The organism is Zoogloea sp. LCSB751, assembly GCF_002028455.1.
In the GTDB taxonomy this organism is placed as follows: Bacteria; Pseudomonadota; Gammaproteobacteria; order Burkholderiales; family Rhodocyclaceae; genus Zoogloea.
The window spans coordinates 1-277 of the sequence record NZ_MWUM01000165.1 but is presented as its reverse complement, the minus strand read 5'-3'; the positions used below and the strand labels follow the sequence as shown (position 1 = coordinate 277).

Here is a 277-nt window from a genome sequence, read left to right as displayed (position 1 = left end):
TCTGGAGCGGCAGAAGAGTCTCGAACTCTCGACCTCAACCTTGGCAAGGTTGCGCTCTACCAACTGAGCTACTGCCGCGTAGTACCTGGAGGCGCGAGCCGGAGTCGAACCGACCTACACGGATTTGCAATCCGGTGCATAACCGCTTTGCTATCGCGCCTTAAATCAATCGGGGAAGCAAGGTTTGCTTCCCCGTAAAATCTGGAGCGGCAGAAGAGTCTCGAACTCTCGACCTCAACCTTGGCAAGGTTGCGCTCTACCAACTGAGCTACTGCCG

2 tRNA genes are annotated in these 277 nt (G+C 56.0%); both read right to left on the bottom strand.

What is annotated here, in order from left to right:
* Positions 1 to 2 precede the first annotated feature (2 nt).
* Positions 3 to 78, bottom strand: a tRNA-Gly gene (locus tag B4920_RS26210).
* An 8-nt stretch (positions 79 to 86) separates the two neighbouring features.
* A tRNA-Cys gene (locus tag B4920_RS26205) sits at positions 87 to 160 on the bottom strand.
* Between the last annotated feature and the right edge of the window lie 117 nt (positions 161 to 277).